Source organism: Pseudoflavonifractor sp. MSJ-30 (assembly GCF_018918045.1).
GTDB lineage: Bacteria > Bacillota > Clostridia > Oscillospirales > Oscillospiraceae > Faecousia.
The window spans coordinates 1-18,712 of sequence record NZ_JAHLPU010000026.1; the positions used below are offsets into that span (position 1 = coordinate 1).

General features: G+C 56.4%; 20 protein-coding genes and 2 riboswitches. Of the genes, 8 read left to right on the forward strand and 12 right to left on the reverse strand.

Going from position 1 to position 18,712, the window contains the following annotated elements:
• Positions 1 to 169: 169 nt before the first annotated feature.
• The 9 genes from KQI10_RS03970 to KQI10_RS04010 all read right to left on the reverse strand — a co-directional run bounded on the left by KQI10_RS03970 (position 170) and on the right by KQI10_RS04010 (position 9,357).
• The gene (locus tag KQI10_RS03970) at positions 170 to 1,303 is read right to left on the reverse strand and encodes a DUF4097 family beta strand repeat-containing protein (protein WP_216566113.1); all 1,134 of its coding nucleotides are present in this window, start codon (positions 1,301 to 1,303) and stop codon (positions 170 to 172) included.
• The gene (locus tag KQI10_RS03975; RefSeq protein ID WP_216566114.1) at positions 1,300 to 1,452 is read right to left on the reverse strand and encodes a hypothetical protein; all 153 of its coding nucleotides are present in this window, start codon (positions 1,450 to 1,452) and stop codon (positions 1,300 to 1,302) included. Before KQI10_RS03975 ends, KQI10_RS03970 begins: the two co-directional genes overlap by 4 nt.
• A complete protein-coding gene (locus KQI10_RS03980; RefSeq protein ID WP_216566115.1) occupies positions 1,445 to 1,765 on the reverse strand; it encodes a PadR family transcriptional regulator in 321 nt (106 codons plus the stop codon). The genes KQI10_RS03975 and KQI10_RS03980 overlap by 8 nt, the downstream gene beginning before the upstream one ends.
• A 250-nt stretch (positions 1,766 to 2,015) precedes the next feature.
• Positions 2,016 to 3,866 (reverse strand): ABC transporter ATP-binding protein, encoded by a 1,851-nt coding sequence (locus tag KQI10_RS03985; RefSeq protein WP_253285127.1) that lies wholly within the window; start codon positions 3,864 to 3,866, stop codon positions 2,016 to 2,018.
• 50 nt (positions 3,867 to 3,916) lie between these two features.
• Complete coding sequence (locus KQI10_RS03990) at positions 3,917 to 5,662, reverse strand: ABC transporter ATP-binding protein (protein ID WP_216566117.1); 1,746 nt, start codon at positions 5,660 to 5,662, stop codon at positions 3,917 to 3,919.
• Entirely contained in the window at positions 5,659 to 6,108 is a 450-nt protein-coding gene (locus KQI10_RS03995; RefSeq protein ID WP_216566118.1) for a MarR family winged helix-turn-helix transcriptional regulator, read from the reverse strand. Before KQI10_RS03995 ends, KQI10_RS03990 begins: the two co-directional genes overlap by 4 nt.
• Positions 6,109 to 6,384: 276 nt before the next feature.
• Positions 6,385 to 7,653, reverse strand: coding sequence for a VWA domain-containing protein (locus KQI10_RS04000; RefSeq protein ID WP_216566119.1), 1,269 nt, complete (start codon positions 7,651 to 7,653; stop codon positions 6,385 to 6,387).
• Positions 7,646 to 8,527 carry a MoxR family ATPase gene (locus KQI10_RS04005; protein WP_216566120.1) on the reverse strand — a complete coding sequence of 294 codons (882 nt, stop codon included), beginning with the start codon at positions 8,525 to 8,527 and terminating at the stop codon, positions 7,646 to 7,648. The genes KQI10_RS04000 and KQI10_RS04005 overlap by 8 nt, the downstream gene beginning before the upstream one ends.
• A gap of 182 nt (positions 8,528 to 8,709) precedes the next feature.
• Positions 8,710 to 9,357, reverse strand: coding sequence for an HAD family phosphatase (locus tag KQI10_RS04010; RefSeq protein ID WP_216566121.1), 648 nt, complete (start codon positions 9,355 to 9,357; stop codon positions 8,710 to 8,712).
• A gap of 157 nt (positions 9,358 to 9,514) precedes the next feature.
• Positions 9,515 to 9,685, forward strand: a riboswitch (Lysine riboswitch).
• 116 nt (positions 9,686 to 9,801) lie between these two features.
• Between KQI10_RS04010 and KQI10_RS04015 the strand changes: the two genes are divergently transcribed.
• From KQI10_RS04015 to KQI10_RS04025, 3 genes are all read left to right on the forward strand, one after another.
• Positions 9,802 to 10,692 (forward strand): transporter substrate-binding domain-containing protein, encoded by an 891-nt coding sequence (locus KQI10_RS04015; RefSeq protein ID WP_216566122.1) that lies wholly within the window; start codon positions 9,802 to 9,804, stop codon positions 10,690 to 10,692.
• Between the two features lie 77 nt (positions 10,693 to 10,769).
• Positions 10,770 to 11,630, forward strand: coding sequence for an amino acid ABC transporter permease (locus KQI10_RS04020; RefSeq protein WP_216566123.1), 861 nt, complete (start codon positions 10,770 to 10,772; stop codon positions 11,628 to 11,630).
• Between the two features lies 1 nt (position 11,631).
• On the forward strand, positions 11,632 to 12,372 hold the full coding sequence (locus tag KQI10_RS04025; RefSeq protein WP_216566124.1) for an amino acid ABC transporter ATP-binding protein: 741 nt from the start codon (positions 11,632 to 11,634) through the stop codon (positions 12,370 to 12,372).
• A 206-nt stretch (positions 12,373 to 12,578) separates the two neighbouring features.
• On the opposite strand, the gene KQI10_RS04030 is transcribed toward KQI10_RS04025, so the two are convergent.
• A complete protein-coding gene (locus KQI10_RS04030; RefSeq protein WP_216566125.1) occupies positions 12,579 to 13,385 on the reverse strand; it encodes an RNA methyltransferase in 807 nt (268 codons plus the stop codon).
• A gap of 173 nt (positions 13,386 to 13,558) precedes the next feature.
• Between KQI10_RS04030 and KQI10_RS04035 the strand changes: the two genes are divergently transcribed.
• The 5 genes from KQI10_RS04035 to KQI10_RS04055 all read left to right on the forward strand — a co-directional run bounded on the left by KQI10_RS04035 (position 13,559) and on the right by KQI10_RS04055 (position 15,939).
• Complete coding sequence (locus KQI10_RS04035; protein WP_253285128.1) at positions 13,559 to 13,993, forward strand: cobalt transporter; 435 nt, start codon at positions 13,559 to 13,561, stop codon at positions 13,991 to 13,993.
• 12 nt (positions 13,994 to 14,005) lie between these two features.
• Complete coding sequence (locus KQI10_RS04040) at positions 14,006 to 14,203, forward strand: CooT family nickel-binding protein (protein WP_216566126.1); 198 nt, start codon at positions 14,006 to 14,008, stop codon at positions 14,201 to 14,203.
• 133 nt (positions 14,204 to 14,336) lie between these two features.
• A complete protein-coding gene (locus KQI10_RS04045) occupies positions 14,337 to 14,813 on the forward strand; it encodes a small multi-drug export protein (RefSeq protein ID WP_216566127.1) in 477 nt (158 codons plus the stop codon).
• An 18-nt stretch (positions 14,814 to 14,831) separates the two neighbouring features.
• Positions 14,832 to 15,173, forward strand: a complete 342-nt coding sequence (locus tag KQI10_RS04050; protein ID WP_216566128.1) for a histidine triad nucleotide-binding protein — start codon at positions 14,832 to 14,834, stop codon at positions 15,171 to 15,173.
• Between the two features lie 39 nt (positions 15,174 to 15,212).
• Positions 15,213 to 15,319: riboswitch (TPP riboswitch) on the forward strand.
• Positions 15,320 to 15,384: 65 nt separating this feature from the next.
• Entirely contained in the window at positions 15,385 to 15,939 is a 555-nt protein-coding gene (locus KQI10_RS04055) for an energy-coupled thiamine transporter ThiT (protein ID WP_216566129.1), read from the forward strand.
• Between the two features lie 57 nt (positions 15,940 to 15,996).
• Here the strand turns inward: KQI10_RS04055 and KQI10_RS04060 are convergent, their stop codons facing one another.
• Positions 15,997 to 17,106 carry an Ig-like domain-containing protein gene (locus KQI10_RS04060; RefSeq protein ID WP_216566130.1) on the reverse strand — a complete coding sequence of 370 codons (1,110 nt, stop codon included), beginning with the start codon at positions 17,104 to 17,106 and terminating at the stop codon, positions 15,997 to 15,999.
• Between the two features lie 61 nt (positions 17,107 to 17,167).
• Positions 17,168 to 18,697 (reverse strand): hypothetical protein, encoded by a 1,530-nt coding sequence (locus KQI10_RS04065; protein WP_216566131.1) that lies wholly within the window; start codon positions 18,695 to 18,697, stop codon positions 17,168 to 17,170.
• Positions 18,698 to 18,712: the final 15 nt, after the last annotated feature.

Here is an 18,712-nt window from a genome sequence, read left to right on the forward strand (position 1 = left end):
CGACAGCGCCTCCCTTAGGCCGCATTCTTGCGGAGCTTCTTGGCGGGACAAGAAGCTCCCCGCCGGAGGCACCCAGCTAATGGGCGGACAGGGCAACCGTCCAAAGCACAAAAAGCTAAAGCTTCAGCATTAACAAGCCAGCAAAAGCAACAGATTCCTGTGCTCTCCCTCATTCCTCTTCGATCTCCAGGTCCGCGTCACCGGAGACGGTGGAGATACTGCAGGTGCCCCGGGGCGTGCCGCCGGGGAGGTTCATTTCGCCGGAGACTGTGCGGCAGGAAAACTGCTTTCCGTGGAGCAGACTGCCGGAAATGTGGCCGGAAACCGTGGTAAAGCCCATTTGGGGGCTGTCGCAGCCCTCCAAAGATACATCGCCGCTGGTGGTCTTGCAAAGGAAATCCCCCTTGGAGAGGACTTGCTCCAGGTTCAGGTCGCCGCTTCTGCTTTCCACATTCAGGATTTCAGCGCATACCCGCTCCATATGCACATCGCCGCTGGCGCTGCGCAGCCGCAATCCCCGGGCGAGTACATTGGAAAGGGTCATGTCGCCGCTGGCAGTTTCTGCGGTCAGATCCCCCGTGAAGCTGGCGCCGGAAAGCTCCATATCGCCGCTGGCGGACCGCAGCTTGCCGGAGGCAAACCGTCCTTTCAGGTTCTGACTGCCGCTGGCAGTCAGAACTTCCAGTTCTCCGCCGAAAATGCCATCCAGAGATACGTCGCCGCTGGCGGTCTGCACCATCGCTTTGTCGGGATAGGTTCCGGCAAGCGTCACATCGCTGCTGGCGCCTGTGATATGGACGGTGCCGAAGTCCTGCCGCACCTCAATGTCGCCGCTGGCGGTGGTCACGTCCAAAGACTGATACTGTCCCTCGGGCAGGTACAGTGTCAGCTCTCCGGAAACCGAGGAGAAGAACCGCCGTTCCTTTTGCTGCTTGTTGCGTACAATGCGCAATGTGCCATTTTCCAGTGTCACATTGTGATAGTGCTCATTGCTGACTTCCAGGCGGTAGGTGTTCTCCGTTGTGGGCAGGATGGTCACGTCAAATTCCCGCTCCCGAATCTCAACACGGGTGATTCCGCAGTGCGGGGCAGCTTCCGCTCCCGCTTTGGGTACCGTCAACCCCTGAACGCAGCGGGCCAGGATTTCCTCCACGCTGCCCAGCTGCTCTACGGCAGCCTCCTCCTCCATGCCGTCCTCCATCCGGTCCTCAATCATCTCCCGGTAAAAGTCCAGCACTTCCTCCGCATCGCCGCTGCCTGTGAGCCCCACTCGCAGAGCATCCAGAAATTCCTGTTTTTTCATCTTCCGTTCCTCCTCACAAAGCCTTTTTTCTTCTGCTGTGGCCGCTCGGCCTCCTGGAGCAACTCCTGCCAGCTCTTCCTCCGAAGCTGCACGGCCTCCATAAGATTCATCTGCCGCAAATCAAAATTCCGGTACAGTCCCTCATTCATGGCGCGTTCCCTCCCGGGTCACAAAATTATAGATTGCCATCATTTCCTGCCATTCCTGCCGGAAGGCATCCAGCCGTTCCAGGCCGGCGTCTGTAATATGGTAGTATTTCCGCAGCCGTCCGTTGTGCTCCGCGGTGCGAACCGTCAGGAGCCGGGCGTTTTCCATCCGCCGAAGGATGGGATACAGAGTGGATTCCGAAATTTCCACATAGGGGTGAATGTCCTTAATGATCTGGTAGCCATAGCCGTCTTCATCCTTGATGGCCGCCAGCACACAAACGTCCAGCAGCCCTCGTTTCAATTGAATGTCCATGGAATACCTCCCTTCAGGTAGTACTATACATCACATAGTATTGTTTGTCAAGAGGTATTATGGGAGTTTTTTGGCTGGCCCGGCTTGTGCCAAATTGACAGTTGACAATGACGGAGTTTCCTTCGGAAGCAATTTTAATTTGTCCCGCAGGGACAAATTAATTGTCAAATCGTACCTCTATACCGCTGATTTAAGCATAAAACTCCCCCGCCTCGGAAAACCGAAGCGGGGGAATGCAGCGTTACGGAGTTTATTCCAGCTCAAACGCGCCCGTATAGAGCTGATAGTAGGTGCCCTTCTGGGCGATCAGATCATCGTGGGTGCCGCGCTCGATGATGCGGCCGTGGTCCAGAACCATGATGCAGTCGGAATTGCGGACCGTGGACAGCCGATGGGCAATGACAAACACCGTCCGGCCCTTCATCAAAGCGTCCATACCGGCCTGCACCAGCGCCTCCGTATGGGTATCGATGGAGGAGGTTGCCTCATCCAGAATCATGACGGGGGGATCTGCCACCGCCGCCCGGGCAATGGCAATCAGCTGCCGCTGGCCCTGGGACAGGTTGCCGCCGTTGGCCGTCAGCATGGTGTCATAGCCCTCCGGCAGACGGGTAATAAAGCCGTCCGCGTTGGCCAGCTTGGCAGCCCGGATGCATTCTTCATCCGTGGCGTCCAGCTTGCCGTAGCGAATATTCTCCATGACCGTGCCGGTAAACAGGTTGGTCTCCTGGAGCACGATGCCCAGAGAATGCCGCAGATCGGGCTTGCGGATCTTGTTGACGTTGATGCCGTCATAGCGAATCTTGCCGTCGGCAATGTCATAGAACCGGTTGATCAGGTTCGTAATGGTGGTCTTGCCCGCACCGGTGGCGCCCACAAACGCAATTTTCTGGCCGGGATGGGCATACAGGGTCACATCATGCAGCACGGTCTTTTCCGGCACATAGCCGAAGTCCACGTGCTCCATGGTAATGTCGCCTTTCAGTTCCGTATAGGTGACGGAGCCGTCTGCCTGGTGGGGATGCTTCCATGCCCAGTGGCCGGTATGCTCGGGGCACGCATGGACGGTGCCATCGGCATCCACATGGGCGTTGACCAGGGTCACATAGCCATTGTCCTGCTCCGGCTCCTCGTCCATCAGACTGAAAATACGCTCCGCGCCTGCCAGCGCCATGACAATGGCGTTGATCTGGTTGGAAATCTGGGAGATGGGCATATTGAAGCTGCGGGACAGCACCATAAAAGCCATCAGGTTGCCCAGAGTCAGAAGTTTATTGCCGGACTTCACGCACAGCAGGCCGCCGACTACCGCCAGCACCGCGTACTGCACATAGCCCAGGTTGTTGTTGATGGGGCCCAGCATATTGGAGAACTTGCCGGCACTGTAGGCGTTGACCCGCAGGTCCTCATTGAGCTTGTCGAAATCCTCCTTGCAGACCTCCTCGTGGTTGAAAATCTTGACCACTTTCTGGCCGGAGATCATCTCCTCGATATAGCCGTTCACTGCGCCCAGAGCCCGCTGCTGGCCAATAAAGAAGCCCGCGGACTTGCCCGCCAAAACCTTGGTGACATAGATAATCAGTCCCACCGTGAAGAACATGACAATGGTCAGGATCCAGGAGGTATCGATCAGGTTCCACAGCACGACTACCAGGGTAACCGCGGAGGACACACACTGGGGGATGGACTGGGAAATCACCTGCCGCAGGGTATCGATATCACTGGTATACCGGGACATGATGTCGCCCGCGGCATGGCTGTCAAAGTAGCGCAGCGGCAGGCGCTGCATTTTGGCAAACAGGTCGTCACGAATGGTCTTCTGCACGCCCTGGGTCACGCCTACCATCAGGTAGTTGAAGAGGAACGTGCCCACAATGCCGAACCCGAAGATGCATGCCAGCTTCACAAGGTAGGCTTTCAACGGTCCAAAGTCCGTGGAGCCGCTGGCCACCATAGGCAGGATATACGCGTCCACCAGAGGCCCCAGTGCCCGGCTGCCCTGGGCCTGCGCCACGGAGGTGGCAATGATACAGATGAAGACGAAGACCAGCAGCGGAATATAACCTTTCATATAGCCGAGCAGACGAGCAAGGGTCTTCATAGGGTTCGCCGCTTTGCGGCCGTCGCCGCGCATTTGACCGGGACCGGGCATCAGTCTTCACTTCCTTTCTGCTGAGATTCGTAGATGCCCCGATAGAAGTCGGAGTTCTGCATCAGGGTATCATGGTCACCCACGCAGGCGACCTGACCGTTATCCATAACGATAATGATATCGGAGTCCTGGATAGAGGAGATCCGCTGGGCAATGATCAGCTTGGTGGTGCCGGGAATCTCTTCCTTGAAGGCCTTGCGGATCATGGCATCCGTATGGGTATCCACGGCGGATGTGGAATCGTCCAGAATCAGAATCTTGGGCTTCTTCAGCAGAGCCCGGGCAATGCACAACCGCTGCTTCTGGCCGCCGGAGACATTGCTGCCGCCCTGCTCGATATGGGTATCGTATCCCTTGGGGAAGCCGGTGATGAATTCATCGGCGCAGGCCAGCTTGCAGGCATGTACCAGTTCTTCATCGGCAGCGTTGGCGTTGCCCCAGCGCAGGTTTTCCTTGATGGAGCCGGAGAACAGGGTGTTCTTTTGCAGCACCATAGCCACGTTATCCCGGAGGACCTCCAGATCGTAGTTCTTCACATCGATGCCGCCTACCTTGACGGAACCCTCCGTCACATCGTACAGTCTGGGAATCAGCTGCACCAGAGTAGTCTTGGAAGAACCGGTGGCGCCCAGAATGCCGACGGTAGCGCCGCTGGGAATGTGCAGGTTCACATCCTGCAAAGCAGGACGCTTGGCTTTTCTGGAATACCGGAAGGAGACATTCTCAAAATCGATGGAGCCATCGGGCACGGTTTCCACGGCGTTCTCGGGAGAGGTCAGGTTGGGCTCTTCCGTCAGGATTTCATAGCAGCGGCGCAGAGGGGCCTGAGACATAATGACCATGACGAAGACCATGGAGAGCATCATCAGGCTGGAAAGGATCTGCGTGGTATAGGTGAACATGGAGCTGAGTTCGCCGGTGGTCAGGCCGAAGGCCGCATTGTTGCCGGAGGCAATAACCATTTTCGCGCCCACCCAGGAAATGGTCAGGATGCAGGCATAGACGCAGATCTGCATAGCCGGGGCGTTGACCGCCAGAATATGCTCCGCCTTGCAGAAGTCGTCGTAGATGGACTTGGAGATGGTCTTGAACTTGCTGACCTCCTTGTCCTCTCTTACGAAACTCTTCACAACCCGGATGCCGTGGACGTTCTCCTGAACCACGGTATTCAGCCGGTCGTAGGTCTTGAACACCCGGTCAAAAATCTGAAAGACCAGCGGCACGATCCCCAGCAGCACCAGCGCCAGAATAGGAATGGCCACAAAATACACGGTGCTGAGCTTGGGGCTGATGCGCATGGAGGAGACCATGGCAAGGATCAGCATCATGGGGCACCGGATGGCCATACGGATCATCATCTGGAAGGCCATCTGGATGTTTGCCACATCCGAGGTCAGCCGCGTGACAATAGAGGCCGAAGAGAATTTATCGATGTTGGAAAAGCTGAAATCCTGCACCCGGTAATACATATCATGGCGCAGATTCCGGGCAAAGCCGGTGGCTGCCTTGGACGCGTAGTTGGCGGAAAGTACGCCGAATGTCAGGGAGACCAGGGCGCACAGAAGCAGCTGCAGGGCCTTCTGCCACACCACGGTCATATTGCCCACAGCGATGCCGTAGTCATACAGGTCTGCCATGACCAGAGGGATCGTCACTTCCATGGCGACCTCGCCGACCATACAGACGGGGCTGACCAGTGCCGTCCATTTGTATTCGCGCAGGCACTGGGCGAAACGTTTTATCATTTGTCAAATTCCTCCTTTTGGATGTCAAAATCCGGAGATACGTTGTGCAGCGCCCGGAAAAGATATTCCCGGAACTGTGCCGCTTCCTCCGGGGTAAAGCCCTCCAAGATTTTCTTGTCGCCGCTTTGGATTACGGTTCCCATGGTTTCAATGCACTCCTGTCCCTTGGGCAGAATATAAACCAGCTTCCGCCGTCGGTCCTCGGAGTCTTCCCGCAGGGTAATGAATTCCTTCTTTTCCAGCCGAGCCAGAAGCCCCGAAACCGTAGGATGGCTCAGACGGAACCGGTCTTCGATGTCTTTTGCGCAGGGCGGCGCATCACAATGGGCCAGATAGCCCATGATGTGTCCCTGAGAAAAGGTCAGATTCATACCGGATAGAGCCTGGTTCATCCGCTGCCCCAAAGCACGGTCCAGGCTGCGAAAGATACGGCCAAAGGTAACCAAACCATCACCTCCTGATTTTACGTAGCAAGCTACGTAATATTCTAGCAGTATTTTCTCAAATTGCAAGAGGGAAAAATGCGTTTTTACAATTCATTCAAAAACGCACAGCAGGCAAGCGGCGCAGCTGCCTCAGGCTGAGCAATAACAAATTGACAATGGACAATTGACAGTTGAGGTGTTTCCTTCGGAAACAATTCAAAAATCAAACTCGTCCGCTTCGGACACCATAATTGTCAATTGTTCATTGTCAATTCATTTGCTTCGCAAATGGCAAGATTACAGTCTCCTGCACGCCGCGGCCAGTTCGCCCAGAGTGGAGCAGGGGATCATGGGGACTATGCTCTGTACTGCCCCGACGCTTTTGATATACTTCCAGTTCCGCTCCGGAATTGGGTTCAGCCACAAAAGTTTTCCGGACTGCCGTTTGGCTTCCTGGAGCCAGAGAAGGGCTCGGGCCGTATCTACGGTTTTCGTATCCGAAAGGATCAGAAGGGTGGTATTCTGATTCAGCACCGGCGGACGGGTATCGCACAGGTGCCGCAAGGCCAGCCCCAGATCCGTTCCCCGGCCATAGATACCCGAGGCCCGGACGGTATCCCGAAACCGGTCCATATTTTGCAGCTGAAAGGGGTCCGCCTCCACGATGGTCTCGGAAAACAGGAATGTCCGGGAGCTCTCGGCCACCTGGTTCAGGGACTGGATAAACCGCAGGGCAAACTCCGAAAACTGGACCATAGAGCCGGAGACATCGCAGAGGATCACCAGTTTCCGCTTCCGGGTCCGGGGTTTGCGGAAATAGAGCCTGTGCAGACTTCCGCCGCTGCTGAGGCTGCCCCGGATGGTTCGGCGGAAGTCCAGCTTGCCGGAGCTTCCCTGTCCCCGGCGCTTGGCGGACAGCTCGCCGTTAATCTGCCGGGCTACATTCTGAATCAGGGCAATGGCCTTGGGGATCTCCGTATCCCGGAAGGCCCCGATGTCCCGGCAGAGAAGGCCCAGTTCCGGGTCCAGCTCCTCGGCGCCGACCCCGGCATTTTCCAGCAGCATCTGCTGCTCCATCATCGTTTTTGCGAACACGGAGTGGATGAATTCACTGTAAAGCTGAGGACTGCGGTCTACGTTGCCCTTGTAGCGGTTCAGAAAGTCCTGGAGCTTCTGCCGGGCCTCCTGGGGAAGCTCCCGGTAACTCTGCCGCTCCCGTTCGTCCAGACGCACCCGTTCCCCGATCTGCTCCAGCTCCTCGCCCGCCTGCTCCATCTGCTCCTGCCGCTGCCGTTCCTGTTCCGCCCGCTGCCGGGCCTGGGCACGGATGGCCTCCTCGGAAAGGAAAAAGCCGTCAAAAGCGGAACTGAATTTCAGCTGCTCTTCCCGGGACTTGGCATAAACGGTCATAAGGGCCGTCTTCACCGTTTCACGATCTTCAAAGCCCAGCCGGGTGAGAATTGCCGCGGCATCCTCCGTATCCCTTGGGGACACCGACAGTCCCTCCATACGCAGAATGCGGGCAAAAGCGGAAAGTTTTTCCAGATATACTTCCGTATCAGCCATGGCAGTGCCCCTGACAAGCGCCGCAGTGCTCCTGCTGTTCCTCTGCCAGCGTCAGAAGGTCCTCGTTGTTTTTCAGAACAAACCCGGCAGTCTTCCGGATGGCCTCCGGGGTCAGCTCGGCAATGCCCAATGCATCCAGCGCCGCAGTCCAGTCCAGCGTTTCCGCAATGGAGGGTTTTTTCAGGATTGCCTCCGTTGCGCGGAGTTTCTGGACAGCCAAGGCCACCTGAGCGGCCAGGCGGTCGTCCACATGGGGCAGCTTCTTCCGCAGAATGGCCAGTTCTTTGTCCATATCCGGGTAATCAATGTGCATATAGGCACACCGGCGGCGCAGAGCCTCGGAAAGAGGCCGGGCCCGGTTGGAAGTCAGAATTACAAAGGGCGTGGTCTTTGCCCGGATGGTGCCGATCTCCGGGATCGTCACCTGGGTTTCAGACAGCAGCTCCAGCAGGAATGCCTCAAACTCCTCGTCTGCCTTGTCGATCTCATCGATCAGCAGCACCACAGGCTGTTCGGACCGAATGGACTTCAGCAGAGGCCGTTCCAGCAGATACGCGTCACTGAACAGGGACTTTGTCAGCTCCTGCTTGTCCTCCCTACCCTGATCCACCTGAATGGCCAGCAGCTGCTTCTGGTAATTCCACTCATAGAGGGCCTTGCTCTCGTCCAGCCCCTCATAGCACTGCAACCGCACCAGATCCCGGCCCAGGGCGTGGGCCATGACTTTGGCCACCTCGGTCTTGCCTACGCCCGCCGCGCCCTCAATGAGCAAAGGACGGCCCAGCGTCAGGGCCACAAACAGAGTCGTGAGCATGTTTTCATCGTATACATAGCTGGTCTCGTCCAGCCGGGATTTTAATTCATCCAGAGTCATGGTGGTCTCCTTTGGTTGGTGTGTAAATTGGGGTCGCGTGGGGGATGAATTGACAATTGACAGTTGACAGTTGACAATTAAAATTTTTCCTTCGGAAATGAAAGATTTAAAATTTGTCCCGGAGGGACACCATAATTGTCAATTGTTCATTGTCAATTGTCAATTCATCTTATATTATCGTCCTATTTTCCTTTTTCTTCTGTTGCCGCCGCAACGTTTATTCCTTTTTCCCGCAGCTCTCTGCGCAGTCGTTCCGCGCTGCCGCGGAAGATGATGCCGTCCATGCCGGTGCAGAGGGCGGCTTCGATGTTGGCGGGGGAATCGTCAATGAAAACGCAGTGTTCCGGATTCAGACGGAACCGGTCGTACAGGGCCTTGAATATCTCGTGCTGGGGCTTGATAAGCTTTTCCTCGGCGGAAACCATCAGGCCGTCAAAGCACTCGGAGCCGGGAATGCGGCCAAAATACTTCCGCAGATCCACGTTGGCGTTGCTGAGCAGATAGATCTTATAGCCCAGTCCTTTCAGTTCCTTTACCAGCTCCCCCATGCCCTCCATGGGCACCAAGGGCCTGTGCCACCATCCCATGACGATCTCCTCCACAGCGGGATGGAGATGCTTCGGCAGTCTGGCGTTCACCTGCTCCACCACCTGGTTGAGGGTAATGGTGCCGTGGTCCGTCTGGACCCATTCCACGCTCTGGAACAACTCGGTCATCAAAAGCGCCTTGTCCCGCTCCGTCAGGGCCATATGCTCAACGATCTTCATAGGCGTCCAATGGATCAGTACCTGACCCATATCGAAAACAACGGTCGTGATTTTTTTCTCCATAGGGATACTTCCTTTCCGACATTTTTCACAATTTTACCACACCCTCCCGGATAAATGCAAGGGGCTTTTCACAGACTTTCCGAAAAGGCGGAATTTTTGCGGATTCTCTATTGACTTTTGCTTTTTGCGGGAGTACCATAGGTCTACAAATTGAATCGCTTATGGTAGAGGTGCGGTGCTTATGAGTCCCTTTCTCCAAGGTCTTGCAGCCGGAGAAAGCAAAAGGAAACGCCGCCGAAGCCCGAAAAGGCGTGCAAGGCCTTTTCCCGCTGGGCCGTCAGAGAATATCTGCCGGACTGTCACGTTTATGTGGAGCGCTATCGTAGGATCCGGCCGGCAAGTTTCTTTGTTTCGTCGTATTTTACCTGGATCGCCTGCATAGGCGATCCGGTTTTTTGTATCCGACAATCTTCGGAAAAATCAAGAAACAAGAGGTAAACAAAAATGAGAAGAATCACTTGCCTGGTACTGGCCCTGATGCTGGCACTGTCCCTGGCCGCCTGCGGCTCCTCCGCTGCTTCTAACCAGGGGACTGTACAAACCGATGCTGCCGGTGGTACCGGCGTGGAAGACGGCGTGCTGACCATCGCCATGGAGTGCGCCTATGCCCCCTACAACTGGATGCAGGGCGACGACTCCAACGGTGCCGTGCCCATCTCCAATGTGCCCGGTTCCTACGCCAACGGCTATGACGTAATGATCGGCAAGAAGATCGCCGAGGCCAACGGCTGGCAGCTGGAGGTCATCCAGGCCGACTGGGACTCCCTGGTGCCCGGCGTCCAGACCGGCATCTATGATGCCGTCATCGCCGGCCAGTCCATGACCGCCGAGCGCAGCGAGCAGGTGGACTTTGCAGGCCCCTACTTCTACGCCTCTATCGTCTGCGTCACCAAGAAGGACAGCCCCTATGCCACCGCCACCTCCATTGCCGATCTGGCTGGCGGCAAGTGCACCGCCCAGATTGCAACCATCTGGTACGACCAGTGCCTGCCCCAGATCAGCGGCGCTCTGGTCCAGACCGCCGCTGAGACCGCTCCCGCCATGCTGATGGCCCTGGAGACCGGCAGCGTGGACTTCATCTGCACCGACATGCCCACCGCCCAGGGCGCTGTGGCCGCCTACCCCGACATGACCATTCTGGACTTCTCCGGCACGGAGGGCGATTTCCAGTTCTCTGACGAGGTCCGGGCCGAGAACGTCAACATTGGCGTGTCCGTCAAGAAGGGCAACACCGAGCTGAAGAACATGATCGATTCCGTGCTGTCCACCATGACTGCTGACGACATGAACGCCCTCATGGAGCAGGCCATCGTCATCCAGCCCCTGAGCGAGTAAGAAAATTTGGCATTGCGAATCGGGAAACCGGTTCGCAATGCCTGCGTTTCAATAAAGAAAAGGAGTAATTTGCTTTCATGGAAATTCTGATTCAGCTTGTCAATGATATTGGCAAGCTCTGGGCCAAATATGGCGCTTCCTATTTGACCGGTATGCGCAACACCCTGATCCTTGCCCTGACGGCAACGGCCATTGGCTGCGTCATCGGCTTTCTGTGCGGTGTGCTGAACACCATTCCCTGTGCCCCCGGCGATTCCCCGGTGAAGAAGTTTTTCCTGAAGCTGATTCGGGCCATTGTCCGCATCTATGTGGAGGTCTTCCGGGGCACCCCCATGGTGCTGCAGGCGGTGTTCCTGTACTACGGTCTTCCCTATTTCACAAACGGTGCCCAGCGGTTTGACAACATCTGGGCCGCCGCCATTCTGGTGGTTTCCATCAACACCGGCGCTTATATGGCCGAGTCCGTCCGGGGCGGCATCATCTCCGTTGACCCGGGCCAGACCGAAGGCGCCAAGGCCATCGGCATGACCCACGTGCAGACCATGCTGAACGTGATTCTCCCCCAGGCTCTGCGGAACATCATGCCCCAGATCGGCAACAACTTCATTATCAACGTGAAAGATACCTCCGTCATGTTCATCATCGGCTTCCCGGACTTTTTCTCCGCCCACCGGGCCGCTGTGGGCGCCAGCTATCTGTACTTTCCCTCCGCGGCGGTGGAAATGATTGGGTATCTCACCATGACCCTTATCGCCTCCTTCCTGCTGCGCTGGCTGGAAAAGAAGATGGACGGGAAAGGCGATTATGAGCTGGTGGCTGTTGACCCCCTGGTCATGACCGCCGGAACTTACAGCCACCCGGACAAGGGCACGCCCTTTGACGAGCAGAACCGGGAATATCAGAACGCAAAATACGGAAGAAACAGAGGGGAACGCTGATATGGACGATTTGATTTTGCAGGTAAACCACCTGTCCAAGAGCTTCGGCACCCATGAGGTGCTGAGGGATATCGACTTCACCGTGAAAAAGGGCGACGTCACCTCCATCATCGGCGCTTCCGGCTCCGGCAAGAGCACCCTGCTCCGGTGCATCAATCTGCTGGAGACCCCTTCCTCCGGCGAAATCCTCTACCACGGCAAAAATATGGTGGGCCGGGGCGTAAACCAGCCGGAATACCGCAGCCATGTGGGCATGGTATTCCAGTCCTTCAATCTGTTCAACAACATGACCGTGCTGGAAAACTGCATGGTTGGCCAGATCAAAGTCTTGAAGGTCCATAAGGACGAGGCCCGGAAAACCGCCATGGAGTATCTGGAAAAGGTGGGCATGGCCCCCTACATCAACGCCAAACCCCGGCAGATCTCCGGCGGCCAGAAGCAGCGTGTGGCCATTGCCCGGGCTCTTGCCATGCGTCCTGAGGTTCTGCTCTTTGACGAGCCTACTTCCGCCCTTGACCCGGAAATGGTGGGGGAAGTGCTGTCCGTTATGAAGCGGCTGGCCCAGGAAGGCATGACCATGCTGGTGGTGACCCACGAGATGGCCTTCGCCCGGGACGTAAGCAGCCATGTGGTCTATATGGCAAACGGCGTCATCTGTGAACAGGGCACCCCCGCCGAACTCTTCGGCAGCCCCCGGAAGCAGGAGACAAAGGATTTTCTGGCGAGATTCACAAAAGAATAATTTATCCGGCGCTGCCCAATTCCGAAGGCAGCGCCGGGTTTTTTATAGCGATCTCATAAATTCTGGCGTCCGGGGGGAATGGATTGACAATTGACAATGAACAATTGACAATTATTGTGTCCCTGCGGGACATATTTGAATTATTGGGAAATCTTTCCGAAGAAAGCACTCAAATTGTCAATTGTCAACTGTCAATTGTCAATTGATTATCTTGCCCGCAGTTCCCAGAACGCTACCGCGCTGGCGGCGGCCACGTTCAGGGAGTCTACGCCGTGGTACATGGGGATTTTTACGGTATAATCACAAGCGGCAATGGTTTTCCGGGCAAGGCCGTCCCCTTCCGTACCCAGAACCACAGCCAGTTTTTCCCGCTGCCGCAAGGTGGGGTCGTCAATAGATACGCTGTCATCCGTCAGGGCCATGGCGGCAGTGACGAACCCCGCGTTTTTCAGGATCTCCGGCCAGTTTTCCGGCACATAGGCCCAGGGCACCTGGAAAACCGTGCCCATGCTCACCCGGGCGCTGCGGCGGTACAGGGGGTCCGTACAGCCGGAGGTCAGCAGAACCGCGTCCATGCCCAGAGCGGCGGCACTGCGGAAAATGGCTCCAACATTCGTTGGATTCATAACATTTTCCAGCACAGCTACCCGGCGGCAGGCACCCAGGATTTCCTCCGGGCCGGGCTGCTTCGGCCGCAGCATGGCACAGAGCATGCCCCGCGTCAGCTGGAAGCCGGTGAGTTGGGTAAGGATGGGCATCTCCGCCGTGTACACCGGCACATCGCCGCATCGGGCAATGGCCTCCTGAGCCTCCTCGTTGCAGTGGCTCCGCTCCACAAGCAGTGAAACGGGTCTGCACCCGGCATCCAGCGCCCTGCAAATGACCTTAGGGCTTTCCGCAATGAACATTCCCTTTTTCGGCTCAAAACGATTCAGCAGCTGAGCCTCCGTCAGCCGTGCGTACACATCCAATTCCGGTGCGTTGAAATCCGTGATTTCCGTAAAATTGACCATAGCGCTCTCCAAACGTTTTTGTTTTATTATAGCCTTTGCGCGCGGGAATGTCAAACCGGCAGGAACTTCGCCCCTGCCGGTTTGCGGGAGAAATCTTTGCAAAAGAAACCTTTGACATATCCACCCACAGCGGCTATAATAGATAAAAAAATACAGATAGGAGGATTCAAACTATGCATTTGGATCACGATCATATCGGTGGCCACACCCATGAGCACACCCACGAGGACGGAACAACCCATACCCATGAACACGAGCATGTGGCTGAGCATGCCCATGAGCATCCCCATACCCACGAGCACACCCACGCCGACGGCACGACCCACACCCATGAGCACGGGCATCCCCATGACCACAGCCACGACTGCGGCCATAGCTGCGGCAGCTGCGGCACGCCCTGCGAGCACACTCCTATGGAGGAGTTGACCGCCCTCATGAAGTACATGGTTGGCCACAACGCGGCCCATGCCAAAGAGCTGGCAGAGTTGGCCAAAAAACTGGAGGAAGCCGGCAACCACACTGCCTATGAGCAGGTCATGGCCGCCGTTTCCGACTTTGAAAAGGGCAACATGCGCCTCAGCGTTGTGCTGAGCAGCCTTGCCGAATAAGGAGGAATTTCTATGTGTCTTTCTACGGTTTACCGCAATACCGTGGCCCCGGAAGAGGTCATTATGAAAAATGTCATGACCATTGAGCAGAAAGACGGCGTCATCATTCTGACCGACCTGATGGAGCGCCAGACCGCTGTGGAAGGGACTCTGGAAAAGGCCAATCTGGTTGACGGCTATGTAGTCATCAAAGAGACTAAGACTGCCTGATTTTTCCCCTGCGGACAAACTCCGCAGGGGATTTTAATCAAAAATTAACCCATTTTCCATTGCATCCCGGGAAAGACCATGCTACAATAGGACGGTGTTCCGATAAGACCTAAACAATACAAATGGTGATAACATGTTTCTGAAATATCTGTCTGTTTTCCTGATTTCCATGGTGCCTCTGATCGAGCTGCGGGCGGCGGTGCCCATTGCCATCGGTATGGGACTGGATACCCTGCCCTCCATCGCCGTGTGCGCGCTGGGCAATATGGCGCCTGTGCCCATCATCTATCTCTTTGCCCGGAAGTTTCTGGTCTGGGGGCTGGATAAGCCCGGTCTAAGCAAAATCTGTCACTTCTTTCATGACAAAGGCGAGGCCGCGGGCAAAAAGCTCTCTTCCAGCCGCTTCGGCAAGTACGGCCTGGTCATTGCCCTGGCCCTCTTTGTGGGCATTCCCCTCCCCGGCACCGGAGCCTGGACCGGCACTCTGGGCGCCAGCTTTCTGGACCTGGGGTTCAGGAAAACCGTGGCCGCCGTTCTGACCGGAGTTTTTATTGCCGCGGGCATTATGACCACCGTCAGCCTGCTTGGCGTGAATATTCTCGGACTTTAATTCTATGGAGGTATATATATGAACGATTGTCTTTTCTGCCGGATCATTGCCGGAGAAATTCCTTCCACCAAGGTCTATGAGGATGAGACCGTCTTCGCCTTCCGGGACATCAATCCCCAGGCACCCACCCACATTCTGGTGATCCCCAAGGCCCATATCTCCGGCTGCGACGGCGTGACTTCCGAAAACAGCGCCGTGGTCGCGCACATCTTCGAGGTCATCCCCCAGATCGCCAAAGCGGAAAACCTGACGGGCGGTTACCGGGTAGTCTCCAACTGCGGAGCCGATGCCGGACAGACCGTGCCCCATCTGCATTTCCACATTCTGGGCGGCAAGCAGCTTGCTCTGGATATGGCTTGACAAAATGAACAAATTGTGTATAATAGAGTCAATCGCATAGCGCCGTCTTCGGGGGGCCGGTAAACCGGCTGAGATAGGGATGAGAGCCCTGACCCGCTAAACCTGATACGGTTAATACCGTCGGAGGGAAAGATGCGGACCATGACCTTTTTATGTCGCATTGCACCCGGACAGGCTGCAATGCGGCATTTTTTCTTTGGAGGTCTATTCCATGCAAACTTCTCACGCAAAACTCCGCGCTCTGACCGAGGGCGCAATCCTCATCGCTCTGGCAGAGATCCTCAGCTTCCTGCCCCTGTACAAAATGCCCTGGGGCGGCTCCGTGGATCTGGCCATGCTGCCCATCATCGTTTTCTGTGTCCGCTGGGGCTTTGGCCCGGGCATGATCGTGGCGTTCGCCCACTCCCTGCTGCAGACCATGTTTGAGGGCGGCATCGCCATCGGCTGGCAGAGCATCCTGGGCGACTTCGTGATTGCCTACACCGTTCTGGGTCTGGCGGGCCTGTTCAAGGGCAAGTTCTATCTGGCAACCGTGGTTGCCTGCGTTGCCCGGTTCCTGGTCCACTATGTGGTGGGTGCCACCATCTGGGCCGAGTACATGCCCGAAACCTTCTTCAACATGACCATGACCACTCCCTGGATCTATTCCGCGCTGTACAACGCCGCATACATGCTGGTGGACATGCTGGCGATCCTGCTGGTGGGCTTCATTCTTATGAAGACGCCCGCGAAGAAATACCTTCTGGGCACCGATCTTGCGGCCTAAATTTCTCTATTCATTCAGGTTTTGCAAAACAGGGGCGACTTTACGTCGCCCCTGTTTTTACGTTTTCAACAATCCGCTGAGCTGGTAAAGCACATTGGCCGCATCTTCACGGGTCAGATTTTCCCTATCCGGGAGGGACAGACCGCATTCTTCCAGCGCCGCCAGACGTGCTTCCGGTTCCGCCTCCAGATCCATGCAGGCGCAGAGCAGGGCAGCCGCTTCTCCGGAAGTCACAGCGTCGGCTTCCTCAAAGTCCCCCTGCCAGATCGTCCCGGCGGTGAGACCTGCCCGCAGCGCTGCCACGGCATAGGGACGCAGCCATTGGGGGATATTTCCGCTGAGAGACGCGTCCGCCTGGTCTTCCACAGGAATGCTCAGCGTTTTCACGACCATTGTCAGGAACTCACCCTTCGTGACGGTCTTCTCCGGGAAGAAGCAGGGATTTCCCGCCAGGGTTTCGCCTTCAAAAATTCCCGTTGAACGCATCCACTCCGCCGTAAAGGCGCAGTCCGTGCCGAAGGTATCCGTATACTCTGTGGGTTCTGTGGGGCGGAGAATGGTAATGGTGACTGTTGCCTCCCGGGAAACCTTCCCCTGAGGATCCGCAGCCGTATAGGCGAAGGAATCCACGCCGACCTTATTGGTTTTGGGCGTATAGGTGAATTCCCCGTTTTCCCCGATGGTCACCTCACCCCTGCGGGGCTGGCGGGTAACTGTGAAGGTCAGAGTCTCCCCTTCCGGATCCTTTGCCCGCAGATTGCCCGTATTTGCCAGATTCTTATAGGTCTCCATGGCGGAATCCTCCGCAATGGGGGCCTTATTTTCTTTCCCCCGGATACCAAGGCTCAGGCTTATCTCAGCCCCCAGCCCCGAATCACTGACAGGCAGATAGGCCAGGGTCTCCACAATATCCGCTTCTGTTCTGTCCGGTGTATAAGTGACGGCGTTCAGCTGCTCCCAGGTCAGCACGTCCCCGGAACGCAGCACCCGATTCCCCAGCCGCAGCACCCCCGAGGCCGGGATCTCCCGCAGGCACACGCCCTGCAGATCTTCCCCAAACTCCTGAGAACCGAAGCAATAGACGCTGCCGCTTTCAACTTCCGCGGCTGCTGCCGACATTGGCAAGGCCAGCAGGAACAGCAGGCAGAGTATCTTTCGCAATTTCATAGAAAACTACCTCCAGAAAAGATTTTCCGGAGGTAGTGTTTGCCAGAACTGGCGGAACTATTCATTTTTTCCACAGGCTGTAACCAGACTGTGTATCAACGCATGAGTATTCGCTTTCCAGCATGGCGGCGACGGTATCAGGTTCCACAGTGTCCGCACCGGTCACCACCCACCTGGCTTCCCCACTGCGCAGGTAGTTCTCGATCTCCCGGCCAATCTCCGGGGCCAGCTGGATGTAGTGGGGCTGCCAGTCGCAGTAGCGCATGGGTGGCTGGAGGCCAGCCTGAATGTACCAGGCCGAGCAGGAACTCAGGCCATAGACATATACTCTATCCCGCTCTTCCTCCGGAATATGGGCCAGCAGCGCCTGCACAGCATCATAGTCCTGCCGCTCCTCCACATTATAACGGACGCAGTACATGGCATAGCGGATCTCCTCGATAGCCCGGGGGCAGAGCAGTTTCCACTGTCCAGCTACGGAGGCCAGTATCAGCAAAACGGACGCGGTCAGGCACACCCACCGGCTCTTGGCCCGGCGAATCTGGAGCCGCTGGGCATTCCAGGCCAGCAGATAACCTCCCAGTACCCAAAGGGGCAGCGCCAGCACAAAATAATGGGCGTAGCCGTTACCCATCGCTGCCGCCGTCAGCAGCGTCAGCACTCCGGAAACGTACAGCAGCCACTGCTTCCAGTCCTTTACCCGGTAGACCACCAGTACGATCAGAGGAAACAGCACCGTCAGCAGGCAGGGCCAGATATTTTTCAGATTCCACAGTTTTTCCACAAAGCCCGCCTCATCGGAATAGGCAAAGCCGAAAAGGAAGACCTGGGAAATCATGTCACCAAGGATACCGTTGCGGAACGCCCAGACACAAGCCGGGGCAATGCCCGCCAAAATGCCCAGCAGGAACATTCCGGCATTGGCAAACAGATTCCGGATACGCTTCCATGCCAGCAGATTGCAGGTGACGGTCAGCAGAATAGCCCCAATGATAGCGGCGTTGGTGACCCGGATCATGGCCATGATGCCGAACGCAATCCCGTAACAGAGGCCATACAGAGGGGGATGGTCCTGGTTTTCGGGACTTGGGATTCTTGTAACGCCCAGATATTTCAGGCACAGGTACAGGCAAGGCATCAAAAAGGGCATGGACAGCTCTTCCGTCAGATTGCCGCCGGTCATGGTATAGCTGAGCATGACCGCCCCGGGAAACAGCAGCAGAAGCGAGGCCCAGAGATGGCAGCCCTTTTCCGGGGAAATCAAATCAAAGCACTTGAAGCTGAACAGAAGCGTCACAAACAGGCACAGGCACTGCACGGTGAAGGCTCCCAGCCGCCCGGGCAGCAGGAGTTGGCCCAGGTACTCCATCCAGAAAAGATAGGGCCCTTTCATATCAAAATAATCCCGGTAAGGAAGCAGTCCTTTCGTCATGCCCTCCCCTACCAGCCGAAAGAAGGCGGCATCCTGGCCCACGTTGTACTTGAGCAGAGGGGTCGTGGACAGGGAGCAGACCGCAAGATAGCCCACCGCCAAAGCTGCCAGCAGAAGCGCGCGAAAAAGCCTATTCAGAAACGAACGTTTTTTTTCCATGGTTTCGCCTTTCTA

Excerpts from the sequence above, each read along its gene's own strand:
- KQI10_RS04060 (WP_216566130.1), bottom strand. The coding sequence starts at position 17,106 with ATGAAATTGCGAAAGATACTCTGCCTGCTGTTCCTGCTGGCCTTGCCA.
- KQI10_RS04065 (WP_216566131.1), bottom strand. The coding sequence starts at position 18,697 with ATGGAAAAAAAACGTTCGTTTCTGAATAGGCTTTTTCGCGCGCTTCTG.
- KQI10_RS04005 (WP_216566120.1), bottom strand. The coding sequence starts at position 8,527 with ATGACTCTGGATGAATTAAAATCCCGGCTGGACGAGACCAGCTATGTA.
- KQI10_RS03970 (WP_216566113.1), bottom strand. The coding sequence starts at position 1,303 with ATGAAAAAACAGGAATTTCTGGATGCTCTGCGAGTGGGGCTCACAGGC.
- KQI10_RS04040 (WP_216566126.1), top strand. The coding sequence starts at position 14,006 with ATGTGTCTTTCTACGGTTTACCGCAATACCGTGGCCCCGGAAGAGGTC.
- KQI10_RS03980 (WP_216566115.1), bottom strand. The coding sequence starts at position 1,765 with ATGGACATTCAATTGAAACGAGGGCTGCTGGACGTTTGTGTGCTGGCG.
- KQI10_RS04035 (WP_253285128.1), top strand. The coding sequence starts at position 13,559 with ATGCATTTGGATCACGATCATATCGGTGGCCACACCCATGAGCACACC.
- KQI10_RS04015 (WP_216566122.1), top strand. The coding sequence starts at position 9,802 with ATGAGAAGAATCACTTGCCTGGTACTGGCCCTGATGCTGGCACTGTCC.
- KQI10_RS04010 (WP_216566121.1), bottom strand. The coding sequence starts at position 9,357 with ATGGAGAAAAAAATCACGACCGTTGTTTTCGATATGGGTCAGGTACTG.
- KQI10_RS04000 (WP_216566119.1), bottom strand. The coding sequence starts at position 7,653 with ATGGCTGATACGGAAGTATATCTGGAAAAACTTTCCGCTTTTGCCCGC.
- KQI10_RS04055 (WP_216566129.1), top strand. The coding sequence starts at position 15,385 with ATGCAAACTTCTCACGCAAAACTCCGCGCTCTGACCGAGGGCGCAATC.
- KQI10_RS04045 (WP_216566127.1), top strand. The coding sequence starts at position 14,337 with ATGTTTCTGAAATATCTGTCTGTTTTCCTGATTTCCATGGTGCCTCTG.
- KQI10_RS03985 (WP_253285127.1), bottom strand. The coding sequence starts at position 3,866 with ATGAAGACCCTTGCTCGTCTGCTCGGCTATATGAAAGGTTATATTCCG.
- KQI10_RS04025 (WP_216566124.1), top strand. The coding sequence starts at position 11,632 with ATGGACGATTTGATTTTGCAGGTAAACCACCTGTCCAAGAGCTTCGGC.
- KQI10_RS04030 (WP_216566125.1), bottom strand. The coding sequence starts at position 13,385 with ATGGTCAATTTTACGGAAATCACGGATTTCAACGCACCGGAATTGGAT.
- KQI10_RS03990 (WP_216566117.1), bottom strand. The coding sequence starts at position 5,662 with ATGATAAAACGTTTCGCCCAGTGCCTGCGCGAATACAAATGGACGGCA.
- KQI10_RS04050 (WP_216566128.1), top strand. The coding sequence starts at position 14,832 with ATGAACGATTGTCTTTTCTGCCGGATCATTGCCGGAGAAATTCCTTCC.
- KQI10_RS04020 (WP_216566123.1), top strand. The coding sequence starts at position 10,770 with ATGGAAATTCTGATTCAGCTTGTCAATGATATTGGCAAGCTCTGGGCC.
- KQI10_RS03975 (WP_216566114.1), bottom strand. The coding sequence starts at position 1,452 with ATGAATGAGGGACTGTACCGGAATTTTGATTTGCGGCAGATGAATCTT.